The sequence below is a fragment of the Actinocatenispora rupis genome, assembly GCF_016861975.1.
GTDB lineage: Bacteria > Actinomycetota > Actinomycetes > Mycobacteriales > Micromonosporaceae > Actinocatenispora > Actinocatenispora rupis.
In genome coordinates this window covers 125,049-150,057 of sequence record NZ_BOMB01000021.1, presented here as the reverse complement: position 1 = coordinate 150,057, position 25,009 = coordinate 125,049, and the positions used below count along the sequence as shown (strand labels likewise).

20 protein-coding genes are annotated in these 25,009 nt (G+C 72.2%); 12 read left to right on the top strand and 8 right to left on the bottom strand.

Annotated elements, in window-relative coordinates:
• Nucleotides 1-84: 84 nt before the first annotated feature.
• On the top strand, nt 85-1,278 hold the full coding sequence (locus tag Aru02nite_RS18640) for a thiolase family protein (RefSeq protein WP_203659329.1): 1,194 nt from the start codon (nt 85-87) through the stop codon (nt 1,276-1,278).
• Nucleotides 1,275-3,395, top strand: a complete 2,121-nt coding sequence (locus Aru02nite_RS18635) for a 3-hydroxyacyl-CoA dehydrogenase NAD-binding domain-containing protein (RefSeq protein WP_203659327.1) — start codon at nt 1,275-1,277, stop codon at nt 3,393-3,395. Before Aru02nite_RS18640 ends, Aru02nite_RS18635 begins: the two co-directional genes overlap by 4 nt.
• Before the next feature lie 161 nt (nt 3,396-3,556).
• Here Aru02nite_RS18635 and Aru02nite_RS18630 read toward each other — a convergent pair whose 3' ends face one another.
• Nucleotides 3,557-4,126, bottom strand: a complete 570-nt coding sequence (locus Aru02nite_RS18630; RefSeq protein ID WP_203659325.1) for a PadR family transcriptional regulator — start codon at nt 4,124-4,126, stop codon at nt 3,557-3,559.
• A 4-nt stretch (nt 4,127-4,130) separates the two neighbouring features.
• A complete protein-coding gene (locus Aru02nite_RS18625) occupies nt 4,131-5,582 on the bottom strand; it encodes a M1 family metallopeptidase (RefSeq protein ID WP_203659323.1) in 1,452 nt (483 codons plus the stop codon).
• 155 nt (nt 5,583-5,737) lie between these two features.
• Between Aru02nite_RS18625 and Aru02nite_RS18620 the strand changes: the two genes are divergently transcribed.
• The 3 genes from Aru02nite_RS18620 to Aru02nite_RS18610 all read left to right on the top strand — a co-directional run bounded on the left by Aru02nite_RS18620 (nt 5,738) and on the right by Aru02nite_RS18610 (nt 8,527).
• The gene (locus Aru02nite_RS18620) at nt 5,738-6,160 is read left to right on the top strand and encodes a hypothetical protein (RefSeq protein ID WP_203659321.1); all 423 of its coding nucleotides are present in this window, start codon (nt 5,738-5,740) and stop codon (nt 6,158-6,160) included.
• A gap of 161 nt (nt 6,161-6,321) precedes the next feature.
• Complete coding sequence (locus Aru02nite_RS18615; protein ID WP_203659319.1) at nt 6,322-7,917, top strand: MFS transporter; 1,596 nt, start codon at nt 6,322-6,324, stop codon at nt 7,915-7,917.
• A 4-nt stretch (nt 7,918-7,921) separates the two neighbouring features.
• Complete coding sequence (locus Aru02nite_RS18610; protein WP_203659317.1) at nt 7,922-8,527, top strand: TetR/AcrR family transcriptional regulator; 606 nt, start codon at nt 7,922-7,924, stop codon at nt 8,525-8,527.
• Between the two features lie 39 nt (nt 8,528-8,566).
• On the opposite strand, the gene Aru02nite_RS18605 is transcribed toward Aru02nite_RS18610, so the two are convergent.
• Complete coding sequence (locus Aru02nite_RS18605; protein WP_203659314.1) at nt 8,567-9,553, bottom strand: aldo/keto reductase; 987 nt, start codon at nt 9,551-9,553, stop codon at nt 8,567-8,569.
• Nucleotides 9,554-9,727: 174 nt separating this feature from the next.
• On the opposite strand from Aru02nite_RS18605, the gene Aru02nite_RS18600 reads away from it, so the two are divergent.
• The gene (locus Aru02nite_RS18600) at nt 9,728-10,624 is read left to right on the top strand and encodes a helix-turn-helix domain-containing protein (RefSeq protein ID WP_203659311.1); all 897 of its coding nucleotides are present in this window, start codon (nt 9,728-9,730) and stop codon (nt 10,622-10,624) included.
• 40 nt (nt 10,625-10,664) lie between these two features.
• A complete protein-coding gene (locus Aru02nite_RS18595) occupies nt 10,665-11,417 on the top strand; it encodes a maleylpyruvate isomerase family mycothiol-dependent enzyme (protein ID WP_203659308.1) in 753 nt (250 codons plus the stop codon).
• A 106-nt stretch (nt 11,418-11,523) separates the two neighbouring features.
• On the opposite strand, the gene Aru02nite_RS36745 is transcribed toward Aru02nite_RS18595, so the two are convergent.
• Nucleotides 11,524-11,907, bottom strand: coding sequence for a VOC family protein (locus Aru02nite_RS36745; protein ID WP_239076780.1), 384 nt, complete (start codon nt 11,905-11,907; stop codon nt 11,524-11,526).
• Between the two features lie 214 nt (nt 11,908-12,121).
• Here Aru02nite_RS36745 and Aru02nite_RS18585 point away from each other — a divergent pair, with 214 nt between their 5' ends.
• A complete protein-coding gene (locus tag Aru02nite_RS18585) occupies nt 12,122-13,060 on the top strand; it encodes a MerR family transcriptional regulator (protein ID WP_203659305.1) in 939 nt (312 codons plus the stop codon).
• Between the two features lie 42 nt (nt 13,061-13,102).
• Here the strand turns inward: Aru02nite_RS18585 and Aru02nite_RS18580 are convergent, their stop codons facing one another.
• From Aru02nite_RS18580 to Aru02nite_RS18570, 3 genes are all read right to left on the bottom strand, one after another.
• Complete coding sequence (locus Aru02nite_RS18580) at nt 13,103-14,347, bottom strand: sensor histidine kinase (protein ID WP_203659302.1); 1,245 nt, start codon at nt 14,345-14,347, stop codon at nt 13,103-13,105.
• Entirely contained in the window at nt 14,344-15,006 is a 663-nt protein-coding gene (locus Aru02nite_RS18575; protein ID WP_203659299.1) for a response regulator transcription factor, read from the bottom strand. Before Aru02nite_RS18575 ends, Aru02nite_RS18580 begins: the two co-directional genes overlap by 4 nt.
• Nucleotides 15,007-15,222: 216 nt before the next feature.
• Nucleotides 15,223-16,827 (bottom strand): protein kinase family protein, encoded by a 1,605-nt coding sequence (locus Aru02nite_RS18570; protein ID WP_203659296.1) that lies wholly within the window; start codon nt 16,825-16,827, stop codon nt 15,223-15,225.
• Nucleotides 16,828-17,112: 285 nt separating this feature from the next.
• Here Aru02nite_RS18570 and Aru02nite_RS18565 point away from each other — a divergent pair, with 285 nt between their 5' ends.
• The 4 genes from Aru02nite_RS18565 to Aru02nite_RS18550 are packed head-to-tail and all read left to right on the top strand — an operon-like array spanning nt 17,113 to nt 24,007.
• Nucleotides 17,113-19,287 carry a glycosyltransferase family 39 protein gene (locus tag Aru02nite_RS18565; protein ID WP_203659293.1) on the top strand — a complete coding sequence of 725 codons (2,175 nt, stop codon included), beginning with the start codon at nt 17,113-17,115 and terminating at the stop codon, nt 19,285-19,287.
• Nucleotides 19,288-19,296: 9 nt separating this feature from the next.
• On the top strand, nt 19,297-20,616 hold the full coding sequence (locus tag Aru02nite_RS18560) for a glycosyltransferase (RefSeq protein WP_203659290.1): 1,320 nt from the start codon (nt 19,297-19,299) through the stop codon (nt 20,614-20,616).
• Nucleotides 20,609-21,694 (top strand): glycoside hydrolase family 26 protein, encoded by a 1,086-nt coding sequence (locus Aru02nite_RS18555; RefSeq protein ID WP_203659287.1) that lies wholly within the window; start codon nt 20,609-20,611, stop codon nt 21,692-21,694. Before Aru02nite_RS18560 ends, Aru02nite_RS18555 begins: the two co-directional genes overlap by 8 nt.
• A gap of 9 nt (nt 21,695-21,703) precedes the next feature.
• Complete coding sequence (locus tag Aru02nite_RS18550; RefSeq protein ID WP_203659284.1) at nt 21,704-24,007, top strand: GH92 family glycosyl hydrolase; 2,304 nt, start codon at nt 21,704-21,706, stop codon at nt 24,005-24,007.
• A gap of 136 nt (nt 24,008-24,143) precedes the next feature.
• Here Aru02nite_RS18550 and Aru02nite_RS18545 read toward each other — a convergent pair whose 3' ends face one another.
• Nucleotides 24,144-25,004, bottom strand: a complete 861-nt coding sequence (locus Aru02nite_RS18545; protein WP_203659281.1) for a nucleoside hydrolase — start codon at nt 25,002-25,004, stop codon at nt 24,144-24,146.
• Nucleotides 25,005-25,009: the final 5 nt, after the last annotated feature.

Sequence of the window (25,009 nt, the reverse complement as noted above, 5' to 3'; positions counted from 1 at the left end):
CTGATCCACGGGGTACCGCGCACCATCTTGGTTACCGGCGAGTAGCATCTGCGGGAGAAGGACCGTACCCGCAAGGAGGCTCGCGTGCCCCGTACCGTCCGCGACGTCGTGTTCGTCGACGGCGTTCGCACCCCGTTCGGCAAGGCGGGCGGCATGTACGCGGAGACCCGCGCCGATGACCTCGTCATCCGCTGCATCCGCGAACTGATCCGCCGCCACCCGGAACTGCCGCCCGAGCGCGTCGACGAGGTCGCCATCGCGGCGACCACCCAGATCGGCGACCAGGGCCTGACCATCGGCCGTACCGCCGCGTTGCTCGCCGGTCTGCCCAAGACCGTGCCCGGGTACGCCATCGACCGCATGTGCGCGGGCGCCATGACCGCGGTGACCACGGTCGCCTCCGGCATCGCGTTCGGCGCGTACGACGTGGCCCTGGCGGGCGGCGTCGAGCACATGGGCCGGCATCCGATGGGCGAGGGCGTCGACCCGAACCCGCGGATCCTGTCCGAGAAGCTGGTCGACCCGTCCGCGCTGGTGATGGGCTCGACGGCGGAGAACCTGCACGACCGCCTGCCCGGCGTCACCAAGGCGCGGGCCGACGCGTTCGCGCTGGCCAGCCAGCAGAAGGTGGCCAAGGCGTACGCGGAGGGCAAGCTCCAGCCGGACCTGGTGACGGTCGCGACCCGGTCGGTCGAGGAGGGCTGGGGCCTGGCCGCCGTCGACGAGGCGCCCCGGGACACCAGCATGGAGAAGCTGGCCGGGCTGAAGACCCCGTTCCGGCCGCACGGCCGCGTCACCGCGGGCAACGCCGCCGGCCTCAACGACGGCGCGACCTGCTCGATCATCGCCGCCGAGGACGTCGCCCGCGAGCTGGGCCTGCCGGTCGCGATGCGGCTGGTCAGCTACGGCTTCGCCGGGGTCGAGCCGGAGGTCATGGGCGTCGGCCCGATCCCGTCCACCGAGCGCGCGCTGCGCCTGGCCGGGCTGAGCATCGACGACATCGGCCTGTTCGAGCTGAACGAGGCGTTCGCGGTGCAGGTACTGGCGTTCCTGGACCACTTCGGCATCGCCGACGACGATCCGCGGGTCAACCCGTGGGGCGGCGCGATCGCGATGGGCCACCCGCTGGCGTCCTCGGGCGTACGGCTGATGACGCAGCTGGCGCGGCACTTCGCCGAGCACCCCGAGGTGCGGTACGGGCTGACCGCGATGTGCATCGGCATCGGCATGGGCGGCTCGGTCATCTGGGAGAACCCCGCGTGGGAGGGCGAGAAGTGAGCGACGCAACGACACCGGTCGCGGCCGCCGACCAGAACCCGAACGAGGTCGTCACGAACGCCCACCTGCGGTACGTGCGGGTGCCGGGGCTCGACGGCGAGGCCGCGCTCATCACCCTCGACAACGGCTTCGACCACAAGAAGCCGAACTCGCTGGGTCCGGCCGGGCTCGCCGAGCTGAGCCGCGCGCTGGACGAGGTGCACGCGCACTCGCCGCGGGTACGGTTCATCGCCGTCACCGGCAAGCCGTTCATCTTCTGCGTCGGCGCGGACGTCACGGCGATGCCGCTGCTGCGCGACCGGGACCAGGCGTACCGGGTGACGAACGCGGGGCACCGGGTGTTCGCGCGGCTGCGGGACTCGGAGATCCCGACGTTCGCGTTCGTCAACGGGGCGACCATGGGCGGCGGGCTGGAGCTGGCGCTGCACTGCCAGTACCGGACGCTGTCGTCGGGTGCGGCGGCGCTGGCGTTCCCGGAGACGTTCCTGGGGATCGTGCCGGCGTGGGGCGGCACCCAGCTGCTGCCGAACCTGGTCGGCGCGGACAACGCCGTCAAGGTCATCATCGAGAACCCGCTCAACCAGAACCGCATGCTCAAGGCGAAGCAGGCGTACGAGCTGGGCATCGCGGACGTGCTGCTGGAGCCGGCCGACTTCCTCGAACTGTCGCTCGCCTGGGCCGCCGCGGTCGTCGCGGGTGAGGTCACGGTGCAGCGTCCGGAGGTGGACCGGGGCGAGGCGTGGGACGCCGCGCTGGCCCGCGGCCGGGCGACCGTGGACGCGCGGCTGCACGGCGGGGCGCCGGCACCGTACAAGGCGCTGGAGCTGATGGCGCTGGCGAAGACGGCGAGCTTCGCCGACGGTACGGCCGCCGAGGACGAGACGAACGCCGACCTGCTGATGAGCGAGGAGTTCCGCAGCGGGCTGTACTCGTTCGATCTGGTGCAGCGGCGGGCGAAGCGCCCGGTCGGCGCGCCGGACAAGGCGCTGGCGCGCACGGTCACCAAGGTCGGCGTGCTCGGCGCCGGGCTGATGGCCAGCCAGCTCGCGCTGCTGTTCGCGCGCCGCCTGGAGGTACCGGTCGTGCTGACCGACCTGGACCAGGAGCGCGTCGACAAGGGCGTCGGGTACGTGCACGCGGAGCTGGACAAGCTCGCCGCGAAGGGCCGGCTCAGCGCCGACAAGGCCGCGCGGTACAAGGCGTCGGTGACCGGGTCGGTCGACAAGTCGGTGTTCGCCGACGCGGACTTCCTCATCGAGGCCGTGTTCGAGGACATGGCGGTGAAGAAGGCGCTGTTCGCCGAAATCGAGCCGATCGTCTCGCCCGAGGCGGTCCTCGCGACGAACACCTCGTCGCTGTCGATCACCGAGATGGCCGCCGACCTGAAGTACCCGGAGCGGGTCGTCGGGTTCCACTTCTTCAACCCGGTCGCGGTCCTGCCGCTACTGGAGATCGTCCGCGGCGACGCGACGGACGACGCGACGTTGGCGACCGCGTTCGCGGTGAGCAAGCAGCTGCGGAAGAACTCGGTGCTGTGCTCCGACTCCCCCGCGTTCGTGGTGAACCGGCTGCTCACCCGCTTCCTCGGCGAGGTGTTCGCGACGGTCGACGAGGGCACCCCGATCGAGGTGGCCGACCGGGCGCTGTCGCCGCTGGGCCTGCCGATGAGCCCGTTCGTACTCCTCCAGTTCGTCGGGATCGCGGTGGCGCACCACGTGTCGGAGACGCTGCACGCGGCGTTCCCTGAGCGGTTCGGCGTGTCGGCGAACCTGGCCCGGCTGGTCGCGGCCGGCAAGCCCGGCGTGTACACCTGGGACGCCAGCGGTCAGCAGACCGTCGACCCCGAGGTACTGGCCATGCTGGAGGTCGGCGACACCGTCCTCACCGAGGAGCAGGTACGTGACCGGGCGCTCGGCGCGGTCGCGCAGGAGGCGCGGCTGATGCTCGACGAGGGCGTCGTCGCGGAGGCGCAGGACATCGACCTGTGCATGATCCTCGGCGCCGGCTGGCCGTTCCACCTCGGCGGCATCACGCCGTACCTGGACCGCACCGGCGTCAGCGAGAAGGTCACCGGCCAGCGGTTCCTGCCGCGCGGCGTGGCGAGCCTGCCCGCCTGACCGGCGGGTGACGCGATCGGCGCCCGGGTCAGGTGACCCGGGCGCCGTTTCCCGTTCCCGACCCCGCGATCCCTTGTACCGCAAGGGTTGTGGCCCGTCCGCCCGGTGGCGGCACTCCCGGTTCGCGCTGGTGTCAGGCGTTCGTGGCGGGCGTTACCCGGTCAGCCGGCACCGTCGGAGTCGGAGGCAGCGCGGAGGGTGTCGCGGAGCCATTTCAGCCAGCGCAGCTCCTCGCGTTCGGAGCCGATGCCGGCGAGAAGCGTTGCGTAGTCGGCGAACCGGACCGAGCGCGGGTCGTCCGGCGTCCCGTTCGCGTCGAACGCGGCGCGCAGCTCCTGGTACGTGCCGAGCGTGTCGCGGTGCCGGGCGATCTCGCCGTCGAGCATCGCGACGACCGCGGCCGGGTCGGCGAGCCACCCGTTGTACACCCGGAGCAGCATCTCGTTGCGCGGCTGCGGCGCGGGCGGCGGGCTGGCCGCCCAGCGGGCCAGTTCGGTACGGCCCGCCGGGGTCAGCGTGTACATCTTCTTGTCGTACGGGCCGGGCCCGGGTTCCGTGGTGTACGCGGCGAGTCCGGCCTCGACGAGCTTGCTGAGCGTGCCGTGGATCTGCGCGTGGCTGGCGGTCCAGAAGTACCCGATGGGTGTGCGCATCCGCGCGGCCACCTCGTACCCGCTGTGCGGGCGGCGGGCGAGCAACCCGAGGACGGCGTACCCGAGGGTGGTGGTCACCCGTTCATGATGTCCAGTCGGGATGGCCGGGCATCGGTGGGGTGGTCGTGCCGTACAGCCAGGCGTGCAGGAAGCCGCCGAGGTCGCGGCCGGCGACCTGCGAGGCGAGCGTGACGAACTGGGCGGTGCCGGCGGATCCGTTGGCGTACCGGGCGAGCCAGGCGCGTTCGATCCGCTGGAACGTGGCCGCGCCGACCTTCTCGTGCAGCGCGTACAGCACGAGGGCGCCGCCGTCGTACACGTCGTCGTTGAAGAGGTCGTCGGCGCGGGGCGCGGCCGGCGCCCCGTACTGCGCGCGCCACGAGTCGCCGTTCCGGTACGCGGTGCGCATCCGGTCGGTGAACGACGCGTACCCGGCGGAGTCGGCGTACGCGGCCTCGTAGTAGGTGGCGTGGCCCTCGTTGAGCCACACGTCGGACCAGCGCGCGGGCGACACCAGGTCGCCGAACCACTGGTGGGCCAGCTCGTGCGCGAGCACGGGCGCCCAGTACGGCCTGGGTGTGAAGCGCAGCATCCCGGCGGACACCAGCGTGAGCGTCTGCGTCTCCAGCGCGAAGTGGAACTCGGCCGGCGCCGCGAGGATCCCGTACTCGCCGAACGGGTAGCGGCCGAGCCGGTCGCCGAGCCAGGCCAGCTGCCCGGTGGTGACGGACAGGTCGGGCCGCAGCTCGTCGGCGAGCGTGGTGGGCAGCACGTCGCGCTGCACCACGCCACCCGGCCCCCGCTGCGTCACCACCGTGTACTCCCCGACGGCGAGCTGTGCCAGTTCGGTCGCCATCGGCGCCGCCTCGACGTACGTCCACGTGGTGTCGTCGCCGGTGGTACGGCGGGAGACGAGCGTCCCGTTGGCGACGGCGGTCAGCGCCCGCGGCGCGGTGAGCCGGAACGTGTACGTGGCCTTGTCGCTGGGATGGTCGCTGCCCGGGAACACCGACCGGGCGCAGCTCGGCTGCCCGGCGACGACGAAGCCGTCCGGGGTCGGCAGCCAGCCCGAGGTCGTCGGCGCGTTCAGCGGCGCGCAGTCGTGCGCGGCCCGCGGATCCGCCGCGTACGTGACCGTCACCGCGAACGGTGCGCCGCGGTGCACCGGCCGCGGCGGCGTGACGACGAGTTCGTCGCCGTCCCGCGACCAGCGCGCCGCGGCCCCGCCCACGCGTACGCCGGTGACGGTGTTGCCGTCGAAGTCCAGGTCGAACCGGGTCAGCTCCTGCGTCGCCCGCGCCGCCACCCGGGTACGCGCGGCGACGGTACGGCTGGCCGCGTCGTACCGCATGGTCAGGTCGTAGTGGGTGACGTCGAAGCCGCCGTTGCCGAGGGTGGGGAACAGCGGGTCGCCGACGCCGGGCGCGCCCCAGCTCGGCGGTGTCGCCTGGACCGCCCCGGACGGCACGCCGACCAGTACGCCAAGCAGGAGTCCGGCCGCGGCCGCCCCCGTCCATCTGTGCCTCGCCGTCATCAGCTGGCTCCTCCCGCCGTGCCGCCCGGTCGTTCCCAGCATCGGACCGCCAGCCGCACTATGTCAACGCCGACATAGTTACGATCCGGCCGCGCACACACCCGGCACACAGCGGTCCCCCACGGAGTTGTCCGATACCGCTAACCTCGGTCGGCGTGCTGATCAACCGCAAGGGAATCGTCGTCGCCGTGGTGGCGGTCGCGCTCGCCGCCGCCGGGATCTGGTATGCGGTGGGCCCGTCGTACCTGTCGAACCCGGTCGTCTCGGCGAGCGTCAAACAGTGCAAGGGCCGCGGCGCGGACCGCTTCTGCGTCGGCAGCTGGCAGGGCGGGCACGGCGGTATCGAGGCGGTGCCCGACTCGGCCGGCGCCGGCGACAGCGTCCCGGTGAAGGCCAAGGACGAGTCGAGCGCGACGGCGAAGCTCGCGCTGACCACGTTCGACTGGATCGTGCGGGAGCTGGTCTCCGCGATCCTGCTCGCGGTGGCCGCGGTGCTCGTCGTCTACCTGGTGCGCCGCCGCCGTCGGTACGTCACGGAGAACCCGGACAACCTGGCGAAGCTCGACCCGCGCTCCTGACGCACCGCCGTACCGCACCGCCCGGCACTCGTACGCGTGCCGGGCGGTGTCGTGTCCGGGGCCGTATTCCCGCTGTGATTAACGAGACGAGCTGGTTCCGAAACTCCGGTGGACCGGACTAGTTTCGTTACGACACAGTTCCGTATCTGAATCGGAGAATCATGGAAGCGGCCGAGAACAGCGGCCACCCGCGCCGCTGGTTGATCCTCGGGGTTCTGGTCGTCAGCCTGCTGGTGGTCGTCCTCGACAACACCGTTCTCAACGTGGCGATGAAGGTCATCGCCGACCCGCACGCCGGCCTGGGCGCGTCCCAGAGCCAGCTCGAATGGGCGATCAACGCCTACACCCTCGTCTTCGCCGGGCTGCTGTTCAGCTTCGGCATCCTCGGCGACCGGTTCGGCCGGCGCCGCGCGCTGTTCCTCGGCCTGGCCGTCTTCGGCCTCGCCTCCCTGGCCTCCGCGTACGCGCAGTCGGCCGGGGCGCTGATCGGGGCCCGCGCGCTCATGGGCATCGGCGGCGCCGCCGTGCTGCCCGCGACCCTGTCGATCATCTCGAACGTGTTCGACCCGCGCGAGCGCGCCCGCGCCATCGGCATCTGGGCCGGCGCCGTCGGCCTCGCCGTGGCGATCGGCCCGATCCTGGGCGGGTTCCTGCTGGAGCACTTCTGGTGGGGCTCGGTCTTCCTGATCAACGTACCGATCGTGGCGGTGGGCCTGGTCGCGATAGCGACGCTGGTACCGGAGTCGAAGGACCCGAAGCCGGGCCGGATCGACGTCGTCGGCGTGCTGCTGTCGATCGCCGGCCTGGTCTCCCTCGTGTACGGGATCGTCTCGGGCGGCGACCACGGCGACTGGGGCAAGCCGACCGTGTGGGGTTCGATCGCGCTCGGCGCCGCCATCCTCGTCGGCTTCGTCCTGTACGAGCGGCGCAGCGACCACCCGTCCCTGGACGTACGGCTGTTCCGCGACCCGCGGTTCTCCGCGGCGGTCGTGGCGACCGGCCTGATGTTCTTCGCCGCGATGGGCACGTTCTTCTTCTCGGTGTTCTACATCCAGAACGTGCGGGGGTTCAGCCCGCTGACCGCCGGTCTTTTGATGCTGCCGTTCGCCGCCGCGCAGGTGGTGTTCGCGCCGCGCAGTTCCCGGCTGGTCGCTCGGTTCGGCGCCAAGCTGGTCTGCACGGTCGGGCTCGCCCTGGTCGCGGTGTCGCTGGGCGGCTTCACCCTGCTCGGGGTGGACACCCCGATCTGGGTGCTGGAGGTGCTGTTCTTCGTGCAGGGCGTGGGCATGGCCAACGTCGCCGCCCCCACCACCGAGGCCATCATGTCGGTACTCCCGCGGGAGAAGGCCGGCGTGGGTTCCGCGATCGGCAACACCATCCGGCAGGTCGGCGGCGCGCTCGGCGTCGCGGTACTCGGTTCCGTGCTGTCCCAGGTGTACCGGGGTGACATCACGCCGCACCTGGCGCGCGTACCGGCTCCGTACCGGGACGCGGCGGCCGAGTCGCTGCCCGCGACGTACGGGGTGGCGGGTCGGTTCGGGGACGCCGGTCGGGCGCTGGTCGGCCCGGCGAACGACGCGTTCGTACACGCCATGCACACCGCCGCGGCCGGTTCCGGCATCGTCGCCGTACTCGGGGCCCTGGTGGTCCTGGTGTGGCTGCCGGGTCGCCGGGTCGCGCAGCACCGGCGCCAGCACGTACCGGCGCAGCGGGTTGCCGACCGGGTGGCCGAGACGGCCGGGGCACGGGAAGAATGAGGGTGTGAGCGAGCACAACGCCACCGCTGCGCGGCCGCCTGGTCGGCCGCGCAGCGCGCGCGCCGACGAGGCGATCATCGAGGCTGCTCTCGACATCATCGCCGAGGGCAACACGGTGGACGCGCTGTCGATGGACGCGGTGGCGGCCCGGGCCGGCGTCGGTAAGGCCACGGTCTACCGGCGCTGGTCCAACAAGGAGGCGCTGATGATGGACGCCATCGTCGCGCTCAAGGGAGACATCCCGAAACCGGCGGGCGAGTCGGTCCGGGCCGACCTGATCGCCCTGCTCGGCCGGGTCGGCCGGTACGGGGGGCGGGCCGGCAAGATCATGCCGTGCCTGGCCCCCGAGATCCACCGCAACCCCGAGCTGTACGACAGGTACGTGGCGTGGGTCGAGGAGCGCCGTGAGGTGATCCGCGACGTGCTGCGCCGCGGGATCGGTACCGGGGAGCTGGATCCGGACCTGGACATCGAGCTGGCCGTGGCCGCGCTGACGAGCCCGGTGACGATGCAGTCCCAGTTGCGCTGGCATCCGCACCTGACGAAGGAGCGGCTCGCCGAGCGGCTGGTCGACATGGTGCTCAACGGCATCCGCCCGCCGGCCCGCTGACCCGGGGGTCGGCGGCCGGTCGGGCGTGGATGGCGTGGGTCAGCCCTGCTTCGGCATGCCGGCCGGCACGTACCGCTCGCCGGCGATCCGCTCCGGGGCGAACGCGGCGTCCAGCGCGGCGAGGTCGGCCGCGGACAGCGCCAGGTCCGCCGCCGCGACGTTGTCCTGCAGGTACTTCGAGCGCCGGGTGCCGGGGATCGCGACGACGTTGTCGCCCTGGGCGAGTACCCACGCGAGGGCGACGCGGGACGGCGGTACGTCGTGCGCCTCGGCGACCCGGCGTACCTCGGCCAGCATGGCCAGGTTGGCCTCCAGGTTGCCGTCCGCGAAGCGCGGGTTGGTACGGCGGAAGTCGTCCGGGGCCAGGTTCGTCACGCTCGACACGGCGCCGGTGAGGAACCCGCGACCGAGCGGCGAGTACGCCACGAGCGTGGTGCCGAGCTCCGCCGCGGTGGCGAGTACCCCGTTGTCGAGGACGTCGCGGGTCCACAGCGACAGTTCGCTCTGCAGCGCGGCGATCGGGTGTACGGCGGCGGCGCGGCGCAGCAGGTCGGCGTTCACCTCGCTGAGGCCGATCTGCCGGATCTTGCCGGCGGCGACCAGCTCGGCCAGCGCGCCGACGGTCTCCTCGATCGGCGTCACCCCGTCCCAGCGGTGCATGTAGTACAGGTCGATGGTGTCGACGCCGAGGCGGGACAGCGACGCGTCCACCGCCCGCTTCGCGTACTCCGGGGTCGAGTCGAGGGAGCGGTTGCCCGCCTCGTCGCGCCGGATCGCGAACTTGGTGGCCAGTACGGCGTCGTCGCGGCGGCCGGCGAGGGCGCGGCCGACGAGCCGCTCGTTGTGCCCGGCACCGTACATGTCGGCGGTGTCGAGCAGCCGTACGCCGGAGTCGAGCGCCTCGTGGATCAGCGCGACCGACGCGTCGTCGTCGGCCGGACCGTAGAACTCGCTCATGCCCATGCACCCGAGGCCGATCGCCGGCACCTCGACGGTACCGATGCGGCGGTGGGGAAGTCCGGTCATGACTGGTGTGTCCCTTCTGATGCGGATCGGTACTCCGCGGCGGGGTTGCCCGCCGCGACCTCTCCACGGTGCGGCATCCGGCCGCCCGGTGGCAGGGCGGGTCACGACCGGCACCGGCGTTCCTGGGTGTGCCGGGACCAGTCACCGGCCGTACGCCGCTGGCAGACTGGGCGCATGACCTCCTCGACGCCGCGCCGGAGTACGGACAACGGGCTGGGCGAGTTCCTGCGCGCCCGGCGGGCCCGGGTGACGCCGTCCGACGTGGGCCTGCCGACCGGCGCCGGCCTCCGCCGTACGCCGGGGCTGCGGCGGGAGGAGCTGGCCGCCGTGGCCGGTGTCAGCGTCGACTACTACATCCGGCTGGAACAGGGCAAGGAGACCCGCCCGAGCAGTACGGTGGTGGACGCGTTGGCGCGGGCGCTGCGGCTGGACGCCGACGAGCACGGGCACCTGCGGGCGCTGGCGGAGCGGGCGGCGCGCGGTGCCCGGTCCGGCCGCCCGGCCCCGGCGCGTACGGTGCGGCCCGGGTTGCGCCGGATGCTCGACACCGTCCTGCCCTCCCCGGCGTACGTGCTGAGTCGTACCAACGACGTGCTCGCGGCGAACGAACCGGGCCTGCGACTGCTCGCCGGCATCGACGAATGGCCTGCGGCGCAACGCAACACGGTGCGCTTCATCTTCCTGCACCCCAACGCCCGCACCCTCTTCCCGTACTGGGAGCGCATCGCCGCGGAGACCGTCGCGCACCTGCGTACGGTGGCGGGCACGGACCCGGACGCGCCCGATCTGGCCGCGCTCGTCGGCGAGCTGGTCGTCAAGTCCGACGAGTTCGCGACCATGTGGCGGCGGTACGACGTGAAGGTCAAGGGCGGCGGGCGGAAGGACTTCGAGCACCCGGTCGTGGGCCGGTTCGGCCTGGACTACGAGGTGCTGTCCGCCGCGGGGTCGGACGGTCAGCGCATCGTCGTCTACCAGGCCGATCCGGGCACGCCGGACCACGACGCGATGCTGCTGCTCGGCATGACCGCGCCGGCCGCCGCCCCCGAGTCCGAGTCCGCCTCCCGCGACTGATCCCCCGGTACTGTCCCAGCCGCGCGGTAGCGTGCCGACCGTGTGGACGTACGAGAGGTATCTGGACGCGATGGCCGCCGGCGCCACCGCGTACGTGACGACGGTGGCCGGCACGGATCCCACCACCCCGGTCCCGACGTGTCCACAGTGGACACTCGCGGACCTGCACCGGCACCACGGCACCACGTACCGGTGGGTGGACCACCTGGTGCGTACCGGGACGCGGGCGCGGATCTGGTCCCGGGACGTACCGAAGGAGTTGCCGGACGACCCGGCCGCGCTGCCCGACTGGGTGGCCGCCGGCGCCGGTCGGCTGCTGGACACCTTGCGTGGCACCGATCCCGACAGTCCACTGTGGACCTGGGGAGCCGGGCGCACCGCGCGGTTCTGGCCCCGGCGGGTGCTGCACGAGGCGACCGTGCACGGCGCCGACGCCACGATCGCGCTCGGCGGCTCCCCCACCGTCGACCCGGACATCGCGGCCGACGGGATCGAGGAGTTCCTGCTCAACCTGCCGCACGCGGCGTGGATCGCGCCCCGGCTGGCCGGCGCCGGCCCGGACGGCGCGTCGATCCTGTTGCGCCCCAACGGATCCGCGGACGGCTGGCGGATCCTGTTCACCGAGGGCTGGTTCGAGTGGGGCCGCGGCGACGAGGGCACCGCCGAGGTCACCGGCTCCCCCGGCGACCTGCTCCTCCTGCTGTACGGCCGGCTCGGCGCCGGCGATCCCCGCCTCACCGTCTCCGGTACGGGGTCGCTGCTCACCGACTGGCTGAGCGTCCTGACCTTCTGAGCGCGGGCCTCGGGTGCCGGCCGGCGGACATCGGCGCCCGGCCGGAAAGCCAGGCGCCGCAAGGGAAGCAACGGCCCGGCGGGTGCTCCCCGCCGGGCCGCCGGCGTCAGGCGCGCTCGCCGACGCTGCGCTCCACGCAGAACTCGTTGCCCTCGGGGTCGGCCAGGACGACGAACCCGGAGCCGTCCGCGCGCCGGTGGTCCGCGACCTGGGTCGCGCCGAGCGCGATGGCCCGGTCGACCTCCTGGTCGCGGGTCCGGTCACCGGACGGCTGCAGGTCCAGGTGGACCCGGTTCTTCACCGTCTTGCCCTCGGGTACCTGGACGAACAGCATGCCAGGGCAGCCGTCCGTCGGCAGTACGAGAGCCGCGGGGTCGCCGGGCTGGTCCTCGACCGCCAGCGGCCGCCCCAGCAGGGTCGACCAGAACCGGGCGACATCGTACGGGTCGCCGACGGTGTCGTACGTGATGTGCTGTACGAAGGGATGCACTGCGGTCTCCTCTAGAGACTCGGTGCGCTCCCGGTGGCCGGGAGCGCGGAACTGATCGTGGCGAACACTCTCCGCACCTCCTCTCGGCTCGTACGGTCGCGCTCTGTCTACCGGAGCGCCGGCCGGTCCGGCAACCGGATTGGACCCGACGTGATCTTCGGCACGGCACAATCGGCTTGAGTCTCCACCGACGGGAAGGACGACGGTTGACGCGATGAGCGAGCAGGGCATGTCGATCGGCCGGTTGGCGGCCCGGTCCGGCGTCCCGGTCAAGACCATCCGGTACTACTCGGACGTCGGTCTGCTGCCGGAGACGACCCGCACCGGCGCCGGCTACCGGCAGTACGACGAGGATTCCGCGGCACGGCTGGCGTACATCCGGACGCTGCGGGAGCTCGGTCTCGGCCTGGCCACGATCCGGCAGGTACTGGACCGCCGGGTCGGGCTGGCCGAGGTCGCCGCGGCACACGCCGCCGCGCTCGACGGCCAGATCCGCATCCTGCGTACGCACCGGGCCGTCCTGCGCGCGCTCGCCCATCGCGAACCCGACCCTGTGGAGGTGGCACGGATGAACGACATCGCACGCGCGTCAGCGGCGGAACGCCAACGGATCCTGGACGAGTTCCTCGACCACGTGTTCGGCGGGCTGCGCGTGAACCCCGACTTCGAGCGGATGATGCGCTCGGTCTCGCCCGACCTGCCCGACGACCCGACGACCGAACAGCTCGACGCCTGGATCGAGCTCGCCGACCTGCTCGCCGACCCCGACTTCCGCGCCACCGTACGGCGGATGGCGGAGGCGCACGCAGCCGACCCGGCGCTCGTCGACGGCCGCCGGGACGCGCGCACCTCCCGCGAACTCGGCGATATGGTCGCCGAACGCGCCGGTGCCGCCCTCGCCGCCGGTACCGATCCGGCAGCCCCCGCCGCCACCCCGGTACTCGACGGCATCGTCGCCGCGTTCGCCGAGTACGACGGCGTCGCGGACACCCCGGAGTACCGGGAACGGATGCTGGCGAACATCGGCGGCGGCGGCGATCCGCGCACCGAGCGGTACTGGCAGCTGCTCGCGGTCATCAACGGCTGGCCGCCGGTGCCGACCACGATGCCCGCGTGGCGCTGGGTCCAGGACGCCCTCGCCGCCCGCCGCTGAACCGGTTCCCACGGGCCGGGAATGCGTTGCAGGGACTGCGAATCAGCAGTCCGGGGGCAGGACCGGGGCGGCGGCACGGACCGGGGGTGTGGTGCCGGCGGCGGGCAGGGTGCAGGTGACCTCCAGCCCGCCGCCGGCCAGCGCGCGGGCACTGGCCGAGCCGCCGTGCGCGTCGACGACGGCGCGGACGATGGACAGCCCCAGCCCGGCCCCGCGCGTCCCGGTACGCTCCCGGCCGCCGCGCCGGAACGGTTCGAACAACCCGGGCACCTCGGTCGGGTCCAGCTCGGCGCCGGAGTTGCCGACGACCAGCCGGGCGTGCTCGTCGTCGCCGGACGTGCGGACCCACACCGTCCCGCCGACGTGGTTGTACCGGACGGCGTTCTCGACGAGGTTGCCGGCGAGCCGTTCCAGCAGGCTCGGGTCGCCGACGACCGGCACCGGCGGCGTGGCGACCTGCACGGTCAGGTGCATCCGGTCGACGTCCGGGCGTACCGCGGAGAGGGCGACGGCCACGCCCGCGGCCAGGTCCGTCGGCACCTTGCGAACCAGCCGCCGCCCCGCCTGCGCCTCGGTACGCGCCAGCAGCAGCAGCGCCTCGACCAGCGTATTCGCCCGCTCGGACGCCTCCCGGACGACCCGGCCCATCCGGCGCAGCTCCTCCTGGTCCGACTCGGGGTCGGCCAGCACCACGTCCACCTCGGTACGCATCACGGCGAGCGGGGTACGCAGCTCGTGGCTGGCGTTCGCGACGAAGCGGCGCTGCGACTCGAACGCCGTACCGATCCGGTCGAGCATCGCGTCGAACGTGTTCGCCAACTCGCGGATCTCGTCGTCCGGCCCGGTGTACCGGATGCGCTGGTCCATCGTCTCGCCGGTCAGCCGGCGCGCGGTCGAGGTGACGGCGGTGAGCGGGCGCAGCGCCCGCCCGGTCACGACGTACCCGCCGATCACGCCGGCCGAGCTGATCACCACCAGCGCCGCCAGACCCTTGAGTACGACCTCGATCTCGGTGTCCCGGGCGACCCGGCTCTGGTACTCGCGGGCGTCGACGACGCGGCCGTCGGCCAGCGTGACGCGGGAACCGGGCCGCAGGTCGGCGGTCGGGTTGAGGGACTGCTGGAGCACCACCCAGGCGAGTACGAGCAGCAGCGCGCCCGCCCCGATCAGCAGGATCCCGTTGAGCAGCGTCAACCGCAGCCGGAGCGTGGGCCGGGGCGTACCGACGGGGCGGCGCAGACCGGGGCGCGGCAGTCGGAAGCGGCGGCCGGCCGCGGATCCGGTCATGCGGCGGAGATGCGGTAGCCGGCGCCCACCACCGTCTCGATGAGCGGCGGATCACCCAGCTTTCGACGCAGGGTCATCACGGTGACCCGGACGGTCGTGGTGAACGGGTCGGCGTTCGCGTCCCACACCCGTTCGAGCAGTTCCTCGCTGGACACCACGCCGCCGCGCGCCTTGATCAACTCTTCCAGTACGCCGAACTCCTTGCGGGTCAGGTCGAGCGCGCGGCCGGCACGCAGCACGCCGCGCTTCGCCGGATCCAGCTCCACGTCGGCGACCCGCAGGACGGGCGGTGCGGCCGGCGTCGCCCGCCGACCCAGCGCCCGCACCCGCGCCACCAGCTCGTCGAACGCGAACGGCTTCGCCAGGTAGTCGTCGGCGCCCAGCTCCAGCCCCTCCACCCGCTCGGCCACGCTGCCCGACGCGGTCAGCATCAGCACCCGGGTCAGCGCCGCGGACCGCACCAGGTCGACGCAGATCTCGTCGCCGTGCACGCCGGGCAGGTCACGGTCGAGCACGACCACGTCGTACCGCGTGGTGAGGGCCATCTCGTGGCCGATGGTGCCGTCGTACGCGGTGTCGACGGCCATGCCCTCGCGCCGCAGCCCGCGGGCGACGGCATCGGTGAGCGCCCGCTCGTCCTCGATGACCAGGACGCGCATCGCCGTTGCCTCCCCTCGACCGCGGCACGGCCGCCCGGGAGTACCGGTGCGGCGGTGCGAGAAATCCTCCGGTGGCGTGCATCATCCCCGGTCGGCGGGGCGCCGGGCAAGCCGGGCCCCGGGACACGCGGCGGCCGCCGAGGCGAACCCCGGCGGCCATATTGACCTGCGTAGATGTTCCGTTGGATGGATCAGCGGGTCGCGGCGACCCGGCCGCTACTGTGTCGCATCCCGGACACTGTTCTCGACCTTCTGCAGATCCTTCGCCGACGACGTCGGGCCGGTCAACCGGACGACCACCTGACGGTCCATCGGCCCGCCCGGCTTACTGTGCCAGTAACGGACCAGCACCAGTCCGTATCCGGTGCCGCCGCTCGGCACGGCGACCTTCTTGCCCTCGGCCCACGACGAGTTCCCGCCGTCCCGGACCCACTGGAGACCGAACGCCTCCTCGTCCTGGCGCATCTTGATCTTCTTGGCCGGATCGCACGGCTCCCCGCAGGTACGCACGATCACGTCACCGCCGGCCTTCGTCTTGCTGCTGCCGCAGTGGTAGTTCACGTACGTCGTGGACTGGTCCCGCTTGGTGCACGTCCAGTCCCCCGGCGTACTGAACGTGAAGCCCAGGCCGGCCAGGTCCGCCTGCTGCTTCGCCTTGTCACCCGACCCGAACTTCGCGAAGCTCGCCGGCCACGAGCCGTTCTTCGGCGGCTCCTTGCCGGGCTGCTTCGGCGTACTCGGTGCGCTCTTCTGGGTCTGCGGCGTGGGCTGGCCCTGCTTCGTGGCCGACCCGCCGCTCGGCTTCGGACCCGCCGTCGGCTTGGTGTCCGGCTTGCCGCCCTGCGTGAAGTACACCGCGCCGCCGACACCGCCGGCGAGCACCACCAGTACGACCACGATCAGCACGACGAGCAGGCCCTTGCGGCTCTTCTTCGGCGGCGGCTCGTCGTCGAACCGGTTCTGCGCCGGGTACTGCGGCGGCTGCTGCGGGTAGCCGTTGGCGTCCGGCTGCGGCTGCTGCGCTTGCTGCTGGAACGCCTCCGGCCGCGGCTGGAACGGATCGGGCTGCGGCTGGAACGGCTGCTGCTGCGGCGGCTGGGCCTGCTGGGGCTGCGGCTGCTGCGGCGAGAACGGATCGGCGGGCGCCTGACCGCCGTTGGCGTTGAACGGGTCGACCGGCTCGAACGGGTTCGCCGGCTCGGCCTCCGCGAACCCCGGCCCGGGATGCTCGCCCGGGCCGAAGCCCTGCTGCGGCACCTGCGGCGGCACCTGCTGCTGCGGCGGCGCGAAGCCCTCCGCACCCGGCCGGAGCATCGTCGTGGGCGGCTCGTCGTCGGTCGGCTGCGGCTGCGCCGACATGGGCTGCCCGGACACCGGCATGCCCGACACCGGCGTCGGCAGCGGCTGGCCCGGCACCGGCTGCTGTGGCCCCGGCTGGGGCGGCTGCTGCATCGGCTGGCCGGACGCGGGCGCCGCGGACACCGGCCCCGGTACGCCGCTGGTCGGCGCGGCGACCGGCTCGCACGGCACACCCATCGCGGCGAAGATGTTCGCCGCCGTGGCCCCACCGTCGTCGTGGTACGCCACCCACGGCACCTGCCCGACCAGGTCGGCGGCGACCGGCGCACCGGCGGGCGAGGACTGCCGCGCCTGCTCGACCGTCGTACTGAACTGCCAGCGCCGCTGGGGGTCGTTGGCTGCCGGGCCTTCGAGCACGGCCATGGTGACCTGGCCGCCCTGCTGGTCGTACGCTCGCCAGACCCGGCCCGCGGCACCCGCGCCGAGCAGGTCCCGCAACGTGTACGGGCCGATTGTCTGCATCTCACTCTCTCTCTTCCGTACCGCCGTGCTCTGCGACGGATGGTATAGGTCGCCGATGTGCGTGCGGTACCGGCGCGAGGGCGGAGATCCCGCGCCACCACAAGGGTCCGACCAACCCCGTGGTGGTGACGTGCACGACATCGTGATTCAACGGCATCGATGCGGGTCGGGGCGGATTGCGATCAAGCGGTATCTTGGGCACTCCGTCACAACCCCCCAGATCGTGGCCGCCTGTCACAGTGGCCGAGAGTCGCAACCGATCAGGTGCACCCCCTGCGATGAACCGTGAGTGAACTCGACGAAACCTCGATGCTGTCCGGACGCGAGGGCACCGAGCCGCGCAGCGGCACGGGTACGCCGTCTCGTCGGGACCGGCACGCCTCGGCGGAGGCGGCCGAGGCCGAGGCAGAGGCCGAGGCGTTCGCCGGCTGGCTGAACGGCGACCGGTCCGCGCCGGGCGCTCCGGAGGCCCGACCCGCCGGCCGTGCCACGGTCGACCGCGGCGACGGTGGCCTCCCCGCGCAGTCCCGCCGACCGGCGGACCGCCCGACCGGCGGTACGCCACGGCCGGGCCGCGCGTCGGTGCCGGCGGTGCGGCCCGCCTCCCCCGACCGTGACGAGGACCACGGCACCGACCGGCCCGCGGCACCGCCGTCCCGGCTGCGCGACGGCGTGCCGCCGCGCGACCACGGTTCCGCGCCGGTCCCGGCCGGCGACCGGGGCCACGCGCCCCCCGACCGCGGCCACGCGCCCACCGACCGCGGACATGCCGCGGTGGCGGACCGGAGCCACGGTGCGGCACCGGTACGCGACGAGGACCGTGCGCACGGGGCCGCCGCCGTCGAGCGACCGCGTGGTGCGGCGGGCGTACGGGACGGCGACCGTGGCCACGATTCCACGGTGCTCCGCGACGGCGACTCCCGGAACGCCAGCGACGACACCGACGTGCTGCACCTCGACCTCGACCGCCACGACGAGCCGGTCTCGTCCGCGCCGTCGTCGCCGGCTCCGGTCGTCGGTACGGCGATGGTGGCCGGCGGATTCCGCGGTACCAACCGGGCGTTGACCCAGCTCGCGTGGCTCGGCGCGGCGCTGCTCACCGCGGTCATCGGCATCTTCCGCGCGGACCGCCCGGGACTCTGGGCGGACGAGCTGGCCACCTGGGGCATGACCACCGTGCCGTGGCAGTCGATGTGGGGCCTGCTGCGCTCCACCGACATGGTCAACGGCCCGTACTACGTGTTCATGCGCGCCTGGACGCAGCTGCTCGGCTCGTCGGACCTGTCGCTGCGGCTGCCGTCGGTGATCGCGATGACGGTCACCGCGGCGCTGGTCGCCGCGCTCGGCTCCCGGTTCGGCGGCCCGCGCGCCGGCCTGATCGCCGGCCTGCTGTTCGCCGTCCTCCCCGCCACCTCGCGCTACGGGCAGGAGGCCCGGGTGTACGCGCTGGTGGTGTGCGCGGCGACGCTGGCCACGCTGCTGCTGGCGCGGGCGCTGGACCGGCCGCGGTTCGTGCGCTTCCTGCCGTACGTGCTGGTCGTCGCGGTCATGGGGCTGTTCAACGTGATCTCGCTGGTACTGCTGGTCGCGCACGGCCTGCTGGTACTGGCGATGCGGCGCCGCGCGTTCGCCGGCTGGCTGCCGAGTGCGCTGGTCGGCGGGGCGCCGGCGGTGGTCCTGCTGGTGGCGTCGATGGGGCAGCGCGGCCAGGTCGGGTGGGTGGCGCCGTCGAGCATCACGAGCCTGGCCGCCTTCCCGTACCAGTTGTTCGGGGCGACGGCGATCGGTGGGGCGCTGCTGGTGCTGGGCGCGCTGGCCGTGACGTACCGGCATCCGGCGGTGGTGTACACGGCGTGGGCGGTGCTGCCGGCGGCGGTGCTGTTCGTCGCCGGGCACTACACGTCGGTGTGGCTGCCGCGGTACCTGCTGTTCACGCTGCCGGCCTGGGTGCTGCTCGCCGCGGTGACCCTGGACCGGATCCCGTTGGTACGCGGGCTGCTGGTGGTGGCGGCGGTGGCGCTGGTGGGCATCCCGGCGCAGGCGACGCTGCGTGCGCAGGCCGGGCACGACCAGGACACCCGCGGCATGGCGACCATCATCGCGAACAACGAGCAACCCGGCGACGGCATCGTGTACGGGACGGACGATCCCGGCGGTGGCTGGGTCGGCCGGGACACCGTGGCGCACTACCTGGCGGCCGGGTCGCGGCCGAAGGACCTGATGCTCACGCAGGCGCAGCGCACCAACGGCAAGGTGCTGGCGGTGGAGTGCCCGGACGCGACGAAGTGCCTGCCCACCAAGGTGAGCCGGGTGTGGGTGGTACGGCTCGGCGCGGTGTCGGACCCGTTGCGCAACATCGGCGGGACGAAGGAGACGGCGCTGCGGGCCCAGTTCCAGACGAGCCGCACGTGGCATCCGGCGGGGCTGACCCTGGCGCTGCTGACCCGGAAGCCGTCGTAGGTAGGCATCGTGCTGGCGTTCCTGTTGCAGATCTCGGAGTGGCTGCACTCCGGCCACATCTACCCGTTCGCGGTGTTCATGGCCGTGATCTGGTTGCTGTGGCTGACGAAGGCGATCCTGGCCCGGCAGTACCGGCCGTGGCAGGCGGACTGGCACACCACGACGTCGGTGGTGATCCCGGTGGTGGACGAGGAGGAGGAACTCTTCGTCTCGGTACTGGAGCGCATCGTCCTGCAGCGGCCGACCGAGGTCATCGTGGTCATCAACGGGCCGCGCAACGAGACGCTGGAGAAGGTGTGCGAGCGGGTCGGCGTGGGCTGGACCTGGACGGAGACGCCGGGCAAGCGCAACGCCGTGGACATCGGCGTGGAGCTGGCGACCGGCGACATCGTGGTACTGGTCGACTCGGACACCATGTGGACCCGGGACACGTTGCGCGAGCTGGTGAAGCCGTTCCGTGACCCGGAGGTGGGCGGGGTCAGCACCCGGCAGCGCATCCTCAACCCGGAGCGCGGCATGCTGACCCGCTGGGCCGACTGGTTGGAGAACATCCGGAACGAGTACTCGATGCCGGCGATGAGCGTGCTCGGCACGGTCGGCTGCCTGCCGGGGCGCACGATCGCGTTCCGGCGGAAGATCCTGGTGGACAACATGATGCGGTTCCGGACGGAGCCGTTCCTCGGCGTGTTCATCGAGGTGTCGGACGACCGCACGCTCACCAACTACACCCTGATCGACGGGTACAAGACGGTCGTGCAGTCCACCTCGCTGGTGTACACGGACGCGCCGACGAAGTTGAAGAAGCTGGTGAAGCAGCAGTTCCGGTGGGCCCGCGGGTCGCAGTACAACACGCTCCGGATGTTGCCGTGGATGCTGCGCAACGCGCCCGTGCTGGCGCTGTTCTACGTGGCGGACATCGTGGTGCCGTTCATCCTGATCGGCTCGTTCGCGTCGTGGATGGTGGCGCTGTTCACCGGTTCCCGGTCCGAGCTGTACGGGCGGCTTCCGTTGCCGGAGACCGGCTGGCTGGCGCTCGTAACGCTGCTCGTGTTCAGCGCGATGATGACGGTGATGGGACTCGGCATCAGGTTCGGCAGGCACTTCGCGTACCGCCCCAACGACATGGCGTACCTGCCGATCTTCATGCTCATCAACACGTTCGTCCTGATGCCGGTGCGGGTGGTGGGCTTCTTCCGGCTGGCACACAACGCATCGTGGGGCACCCGGGCCGGCGGGTTCGAGGGCAAGCGCGGACGCAACCCCCAGGCCCTCATTCCGTACGTGTTGGGTGGACTGCTGCTGGCCGCTACGGTGATGAGCAGTGTCTAGGCATCGACTCATCTCCCAGCGCAGCTACCGGATCTGGATGGGTGTCAACGCTGTCCTGCTGTTGCTGCTCTCCGGAGGCGTGCTCTACTTCACGGTCGGCGGCGGGTTCCGCGGCATGGAGGCGTCCGCCCGCGGTTTCGCCACGCCGGACCCGACGGCGAGCCGGCAGCTGGCCGCGCGGATCCCGACCAAGGCCGAGGTCCTCGACCCGAAGGGGAAGTACTTCGGGCTCTCGACGCCGCAGGCGCCGTGGTCGGAGAACGAGATCAACGGCATCGCCGGCAAGGCCGGCAAGCAGCCCAACCTGCTGGAGTACTTCGTCAACTGGACGGAGGACTTCCGCCCGCAGGCGGTCGTGGCGAGCTACCAGCAGGGCGCGGTGCCGGCGATCACCTGGGAGCCGTGGGCAGGGTTGCAGCAGGGCACCAGCCAGAAGCAGTACGCGTTGTCCCGGATCATCGACGGCGGCTACGACGGGTACGTGACGCGGTTCGCGACGGCGGTCAAGGACCAGAAGTGGCCGATCGTGCTGCGGTTCGGCCACGAGATGAACGGCAACTGGTACCCGTGGTCGGAGAGCAAGTCCGGCAACAGCCCGGGTCAGTACGTGAAGGCGTGGCGGCACGTGCACGACATCTTCACGAAGGTCGGCGCGGACAACGTCATCTGGGTGTGGAGCCCGAACATCGTGCGCCCGGTGCCGAGCGTCTCGCTGCGCCCGCTGTACCCGGGCGACAGGTACGTCGACTGGATCGGCATGGTGGGGTACGCGGCGGACGAGGAGACGCGGGCGTCGCAGACGTTCGAGGAGACGATCCTGCGGCTGCGCACGTTCACGAAGAAGAAGATCCTCATCACCGAGACCGGTGCCGGGCCGGGGAAGAACCAGGCGACCTGGACGACCGCGTTCTTCAACTGGCTGACCGGTCGGGACGACGTCGTGGGCTTCGTGTGGTTCGAGTACAACAAGGAGAGCACCGGTACGAAGGACTGGCGGTTCACCGTCAATCCGGACACACTCGACGCGTTCCGGGCCGGTGTGCACAAGATCCGGGTGGCACGCCCGGTCAAGTCGTAGGCAGCGAGCGTGGGGACCGACGTGGACGGGCCGGATCCGGCGCAGCGGCGCGACATTTCGCCATCAACGCTGCGCAGGCGGACGCTGCTGCGCGGGGCGTTGGGGCTGCCGCCGGCGCTGGCCGCGGCGGGGCTGCTCGCCGCGTGCGAGCCGAGCGGCAAGGCGGCGCACGACGCCCCGCCGCCGAGCATGGTCGACGACGTCGATCCGTTCATCGGCACCGACACCCCGGGCAACACGTACCCGGGGGCGCACCTGCCATTCGGGTTCGCGGCGGCCAGCCCGGACACCGACAACCCGTCCAGCGCCGGCTACTCCGCGACCGACCCGATCGTCGGCTTCTCGCAGACGCACGTGTCCGGCACCGGCGGCGACTCGCGGTACGGGAACTTCCGCGTCTCGCCGATCACCGGGCGGATCCGCACCGACGGGCTGAGTTCCGGCCGCGCCGACGAGCACGCCGAGCCGGGGTACTACCGGGTGCGCCTGACGTACCCGAAGGTGCTGGTGGAGCTGACGGCGAGCCGGCGGTGCGCGGTGCACCGATACACGTTCCCGGACGGGCACGGCGGGCATCTGGTGCTGGACGCCAGTTCGGTGATCGACACGAACGGTGCGCAGACGCCGACGAAGACCACGCTGAAGGTGGTCGGCGACAACAAGCTGGAGGGTTCGGTCACGGTCACCGGCGGGTGGGGTGACCGGGGCGGGGAGTACACGCTGTACTTCGCGGCGCGGCTGGACCAGCCGTTCGCGGCGGTGGCGACGTTCGTCGACGAGACGCTCAGCTCGGGCTTCCGGGAGGTGACCGGCGGGCGCCGGCAGCAGGTCGGCGCGGTGGTCTCGGTGCGTACCGGGGTGCACCGCGCGGTGGAGTTGAAGGTCGCGGTGTCGTTCGTCAGTACGGCGCAGGCGCATCGGACGCTCGCCGACGAGCTGGGCATGCGCGACTTCGACGCGGTCCGGCGCGACGCGCGTACCGCGTGGAAGGACGCGCTGAGCCGGGCGGTCGTGACCGGCGGCAGCGCCGAGCAGCGCAAGGTGTTCGCCACCGCGCTCTACCACTGCCAGCTCATGCCGCACGACCTGACCGGCGAGAACGTGTGGTGGAAGGCGAAGACGCCGCACTACGAGGACTACTACACGCTCTGGGACACCAGTCGCGCGCTGCACCCGCTGCTGACGCTGATCCAGCCGGCGCGGCAGGCGCAGATGGTCGCCTCGCTGATCGAGACGTACCAGTACACGGGGTGGCTGCCGGATGCGCGGATCGCCGGCGTCAACTGCTTCATCCAGGGCGGGACGAACGGTGACGTGCTCGTCGCGGACGCGGTGGTGAAGGGGTTGGCCGGCGTCGACTTCCGCACGGCGTACCGGGCGCTGCGCAAGGACGGCGAGCACGACTCGCCGAAGCCGCAGGTCGAGGGGCGCGAGCTGACCGACTACCTGCGCATCGGATACCTGCCGGTCGACCACGAGCGGCCCGCCGACTCGCACGGCAGCCGCACCGCCTCGCGCACCCTGGAGTACGCGTACGAGGACTTCTGCATCGGGCAGGTGGCGACGCACTTCGGCGACTCGGCCGTGGCCGAACGGTACCGACGGCGCTCGCGCAACTGGACGAACCTGTGGGACGGGTCCACCGGCACGATCCGCCCGCGGTACGCGGACGGCCGCTGGCTCTCGCCGTTCGACCCGAACGACGCGGGCAGCCCGCACTTCTACGAGGGCAGCGCCTACCAGTACACGACGATGGTGCCGCACGACGTGCAGGGCCTGATCGTGAAGATGGGCGGCGACGCGAAGTTCGTGGCGTGGCTGGACCGGCTGTTCGACAAGCAGCGGTTCGACGCGTCGAACGAGCCGGACCTGCACGCGCCGTTCCTCTACCTGCACGCCGGCCGGCCGGACCGCACCGCGGACGTGACGCGGCGGCTGCTCGCCGAGGGGTACCGGACTGGCCGCGACGGGCTGCCCGGCAACGACGACGCCGGCGCGATGTCCGCCTGGTTCGTGTGGGCCGCGCTCGGCCTCTACCCCAACCCCGGCCACGACTGGTACTACGTGTCCGCGCCGCTGTTCCCCGGCGCGACGCTCCGGCTCGCCGGCGACCGTACGCTGCGGATCACCGCGGACGGCGCCTCCGACACCACGCGGTACGTGCAGTCCGTGCGGCTCAACGGCAAGGCGCTCACCGGCCCGTGGGTACGGCACGCCGACCTGGTGCGCGGCGGCACGCTCGCCTTCGTACTGGGGGCGAAGCCGTCGACGTGGGGGCGCGACAACCGTCCCCCGTCGGTCACCCCGCGCTGACGCCGTTGACACCGTCCACATCGGACGGTTCCGCCATGGATCCCTTGCCGCACAATGCCTCTCGCGCTACGGCGTGAAGACGCCCCGTCCCGGCGGCGGCGACCTGGATCGCTCGCCGCCGGCGGGCTCGCGTCGTTCAGGAGGCGGCGACGATGCGGGCGATCATCTGTTCGGCGGCGTCGCCGACGCGTACCGAGGTGGACACGCGGGCGGTGCCGGCGCCCTCGGTGAGCCGGCTGATGCCGTCGCCCGGGTCCACGGTGACCGTGCCCGTGGCGTACTCGAAGAGGTCGCCGGTGAGCATGGTGAGGACGGTCAGCGGGTCGTGCGGGGTGTTCCACTGCTCGCCGTTGAAGCGCCACCACTGCGCGATCTCGGCCTTCAGCGCGGCACCGAACGCGCCGGCCGCGGCGATCCGCTCGACCCCGTCCGCCGCCAGCTGTACGGTCTGGGTGACCTCCAGACCCGTTGTGGTGGAACCGATCCCGGCCGAGTAGACGATGTCGGCGGCCTCCGGGTCGGACCTGAAGTTGTGCTCGGGGTCGGCGCGGTCGAAACGCCCACCCATCACGTACAGGTGGCGCAGGGCGCCGGCGAAGCGCTCGTCGGCGCGGATCGCGCGGGCCACGTTGGTCAGCGGGCCGATGGCGACGAGGTCGATCTCGCCGGGCCGGGAGAGTAGGGTGTCGACCAGGAAACGTACACCGTCCACTGTGGACACCGGTTCGTCCGCCAGGTCGTCGAACACCTTGCCCTCGTGCCCGGCCCACCACACGTCGCGGCCCGTCAGCGTCTCGGACTCCCCCGGTACGACGGTGATCTCGCGCCCGGCGAGCCGGGCCAGCCGGGACGCCAGCCGCGCCCGCAGCGTGGTGTCGCCGTACACGGTGGTGACGCCGACGAGCTCGACCTCGGGCGAACCGAGGAGTACGCCGAGGGCGAGGGCGTCGTCCACATCGGACCCGATGTCGGTGTCGAGGATGACGTGGTGGGTCATGACGT

Excerpts from the sequence above, each read along its gene's own strand:
- Aru02nite_RS18625 (WP_203659323.1), bottom strand. The coding sequence starts at position 5,582 with ATGACGGCGAGGCACAGATGGACGGGGGCGGCCGCGGCCGGACTCCTG.
- Aru02nite_RS18615 (WP_203659319.1), top strand. The coding sequence starts at position 6,322 with ATGGAAGCGGCCGAGAACAGCGGCCACCCGCGCCGCTGGTTGATCCTC.
- Aru02nite_RS18605 (WP_203659314.1), bottom strand. The coding sequence starts at position 9,553 with ATGACCGGACTTCCCCACCGCCGCATCGGTACCGTCGAGGTGCCGGCG.
- Aru02nite_RS18600 (WP_203659311.1), top strand. The coding sequence starts at position 9,728 with ATGACCTCCTCGACGCCGCGCCGGAGTACGGACAACGGGCTGGGCGAG.
- Aru02nite_RS18585 (WP_203659305.1), top strand. The coding sequence starts at position 12,122 with ATGAGCGAGCAGGGCATGTCGATCGGCCGGTTGGCGGCCCGGTCCGGC.
- Aru02nite_RS18580 (WP_203659302.1), bottom strand. The coding sequence starts at position 14,347 with ATGACCGGATCCGCGGCCGGCCGCCGCTTCCGACTGCCGCGCCCCGGT.
- Aru02nite_RS18575 (WP_203659299.1), bottom strand. The coding sequence starts at position 15,006 with ATGCGCGTCCTGGTCATCGAGGACGAGCGGGCGCTCACCGATGCCGTC.
- Aru02nite_RS18570 (WP_203659296.1), bottom strand. The coding sequence starts at position 16,827 with ATGCAGACAATCGGCCCGTACACGTTGCGGGACCTGCTCGGCGCGGGT.
- Aru02nite_RS18545 (WP_203659281.1), bottom strand. The coding sequence starts at position 25,004 with ATGACCCACCACGTCATCCTCGACACCGACATCGGGTCCGATGTGGAC.